This window comes from Novacetimonas cocois, assembly GCF_003311635.1.
Classification (GTDB): Bacteria; Pseudomonadota; Alphaproteobacteria; order Acetobacterales; family Acetobacteraceae; genus Novacetimonas; species Novacetimonas cocois.
In genome coordinates this window covers 1-2,975 of record NZ_QEXL01000047.1, presented here as the reverse complement: position 1 = coordinate 2,975, position 2,975 = coordinate 1, and the positions used below count along the sequence as shown (strand labels likewise).

Sequence of the window (2,975 nt, the reverse complement as noted above, 5' to 3'; positions counted from 1 at the left end):
CAGAAATTACCGGCCAAGCACATCAATCAGGGGTTCTTCGATCCCTCCACCTCGCCCTCTTTTACCTTTGCGATGTCCGCCGAAATAGCTTTCATCGACTTCGATCTCTCCTTCAAGGGGCGCTTCCAGAGCATTATGCGCGATAATGATTTCCCGAAGCTTATGGTAAAACAGAGTCGCTGTATTGCGATTGACGCCGACAATTTCCGCAGCACTCCGCGCGGGTGTGCCCGCAACGAAGTGCGCCAGAAGGCATCTTTGGGTAGCAAATACCGGACGGCTGCGACGACGTGCTTTCATATGCCATATCAAGCTTTTATTGGCTTACCTATGCCAGCCCCAAACTCAATTCTTACCTTGCCGTCCGAAATGAAGGCGCACTCGGACTATTTCCGGAGTTCTATGAGTCCGAGCTCGTGCCACATCCAACCGAAATCATAAGCGGCCATGGCGCCGCCACTCCCTTGGGCGCGGGCTGTGACGTTTTCGATCCCTTTCAGCCAGGCAACCGTTTTTTTACGTCCTGAAGCCGTCTGGACGGCCTGACGCGGCGTCATATCTCCCAGAGCCGGAACAGGCTCATCAAGCACCTGCCGATAGTGCCGCTCCAGCATCTGCCCAATAATCCGGGCTTCCTCCTCGGGCGGGATCTGCAGCTCTGGCGAAGCCTCCCGCCCCTGCGTTCCCCGATCTTCCATCGCCTGCACCGGCGTCATGATCTGCATGAGCGGCGCGCGCACGAGATCTCCCAAACCAGCCTGCAGCATGGCACGGCCACGTTCGGCACGCTCTTTCGAATTCACCTGCAGCCGCAACTGGCGCCCCTTCAGGTCCAGCGTACCCAGCACGATCGTGCCATCATCCATCTCTGTGCGCAGGAACTTCCCGTTTTCATCCCGTCCAGCCTTCTGCACGGGATCGCTCATCGGCTCTTTCAACCAGTTCCAAAACGACCGGTTCTCCGGCCTCAGGGCCGTGATCCCGTCAAGTACATCCGCCACCGTCTTCTGCGTCACGCCGTTTGTCAGCGGGAAACACACTTCATAGAAGACCAGATCCTCTCCGTCCCCATTGAACAGCGCTGGACCGTCCATCTGCCGGGCCATGTCCTCCAGCGTCCGGAACAGCCAGGTCAGCGTGAACGTCGGCGCAAGTTCACGCAGCGTCTGCGTATCGATTTTTGGAAACTCCGTCTTGCCCTGTCTTTTCCGCAGAACTCTGTAAAGGTTCGCAGCCAGAGCTGCGCAGGCGCCCCATGAATAAGCGAGCAGCCCGCCTGCCAGAATGGTCTTTCCATCGGACGGCACGAGACGCGCTGCAATCCGGTCCCACTGTCTGAGTGTCCGGGTGGCCGTGCCATCATGCACCAGAATCGGATCACCACCCCGTAGCAGGTCACGCGCCATCAGGCTCTGGCCGGGTTTGATGTCCGAGACTTCATACAGACTCATGACCGAAGTCTTGAGAGCGCGCATATAGGCGCTATTACGTGGTCCTTCCTTCCAACCCCGACGCTTGAGGTAAACGTCCACGAAGTTCCGGCCATCATCCCAATCCAGCCCAAGAAAATCCTCGAAAGCACAGCCCCACAACGTCATGGCAACGTCGGGACCGATCATCTCCGCTAGATCCTCGAAGGTGATGTCTCCCGATTCCAGCACCGGACCGATGTGATCGCCAAGCACTTCGCTGAAGCAGTCCTGCCAGTCCTCCTGATTGAGATATCTGATCAGTCCTGTAAGTTCATCTGCGGCCATGACTGTTTGTGCATCTCCTGATATGGACAGTAGAGGGGCAGACTGTCCTGACTCGACAAGCCCAGAATGATAGCCCGAAATAGGCGACAGAACGCCCTATTCTTTCATCATACATATGTGACCTTCGACAAAATTGTGCCGGATTATCTTTTCATCTGTTTCCTATGTGTGTCCTGCGGTGGAAACTTAGACGCAAAAAAAAGCCGTCTCTAAGGGCAGTTTTTTTAGATATCAGCATGTTCAGTTTAGGTGCGGGGGAAACCAACCAATGATACTTGCGATCGGTGGACCGCGAGATACCCCGTCTCGCCGGATGCCGAGATGACAATGCCAGAGCCCATGGGCTTATCCAATGAGGGCCTGTTAGGTCTTGAATAACAGAACGGACTGCATAGCTGTTTGTGATGAGCATGGCGAGGCACTGCCCTTCACACTGTCGCCCGGACAGATGCATGAACTGCCATCCGCTTATGCCCTGCTCGACGATCTGCCATACCCACCGACCTATGTCGTCTGTGATCGCGGATATGCCTCGCACAAATTCCGTGAATAGCTCTGGGACCGGGGATCTCGTCCTGTGATTCCGGCAGGAAAGGATGATCTGGAAGTCGCCTGTCTCAGGTGGGATTACAGACACTGGCACCTGGTCGAAAACCTGTGGGCAAGGCTCAAGGAGTGGGGGCTGTCGCGCCCCGATATGAAAAGACAGCCGCGTCCTTTCTTTCCGTCATCCTCATCGCTGCTACAGCAGACGACATCAAGGCCTAACAAGTCCTAGTAGTCGAGCCCTCCTCATTAGCCTTTAAAAATTGCCTCTCTGTGCAGCGCTAGGTAAGTCGCCTGTGCATTCGTAAATGCGCCGACGTTAATAATGTTATCCAAGCCCCAAGCCGACCAAACTTCAGGCGGTAGCACGGCTGATTTCAGTAACGTTCCATCATTGGCAAAGCTAATCCGACCACGGTCAAACAATCGATCAACATGTGGCGACAACAGCAGGCCATTGCAGCCATCCAGTTTTTCCTGATCAGTGCAGTCACGCCAGGGTTTAATATGACTGGCAATCAGAAAACGTGGATCTGATACACCAGTTATACGACACCGTCTTTCGTTCAGTCGCACATTGGCCTTAAACACTCCTTGCCCGCGGCGGGCTAGAACCAATTGGAGGGTTCGAAAAACCCTCTGGTATTGAGGTCTGCTCTGTGATTCCATTTT

Annotated in this window: 3 protein-coding genes and 1 pseudogene; 1 reads left to right on the top strand and 3 read right to left on the bottom strand. The window is 55.0% G+C overall.

Annotated elements, in window-relative coordinates; genetic code table 11:
• Window positions 1-48 precede the first annotated feature (48 nt).
• Window positions 49-300, bottom strand: a pseudogene (locus tag NJLHNGOC_RS16535) (IS1595 family transposase); the annotation flags it as partial.
• An 86-nt stretch (window positions 301-386) separates the two neighbouring features.
• Window positions 387-1,757: a hypothetical protein gene (locus NJLHNGOC_RS15320; protein ID WP_014106958.1), complete on the bottom strand. Its 1,371-nt coding sequence runs from the start codon at window positions 1,755-1,757 to the stop codon at window positions 387-389.
• 370 nt (window positions 1,758-2,127) lie between these two features.
• Here NJLHNGOC_RS15320 and NJLHNGOC_RS15315 point away from each other — a divergent pair, with 370 nt between their 5' ends.
• The gene (locus NJLHNGOC_RS15315) at window positions 2,128-2,310 is read left to right on the top strand and encodes a transposase (RefSeq protein WP_113597097.1); all 183 of its coding nucleotides are present in this window, start codon (window positions 2,128-2,130) and stop codon (window positions 2,308-2,310) included.
• A 242-nt stretch (window positions 2,311-2,552) separates the two neighbouring features.
• On the opposite strand, the gene NJLHNGOC_RS15310 is transcribed toward NJLHNGOC_RS15315, so the two are convergent.
• On the bottom strand, window positions 2,553-2,975 hold a 423-nt coding region (locus NJLHNGOC_RS15310), incomplete at its 5' end, for an HNH endonuclease (RefSeq protein WP_133258766.1).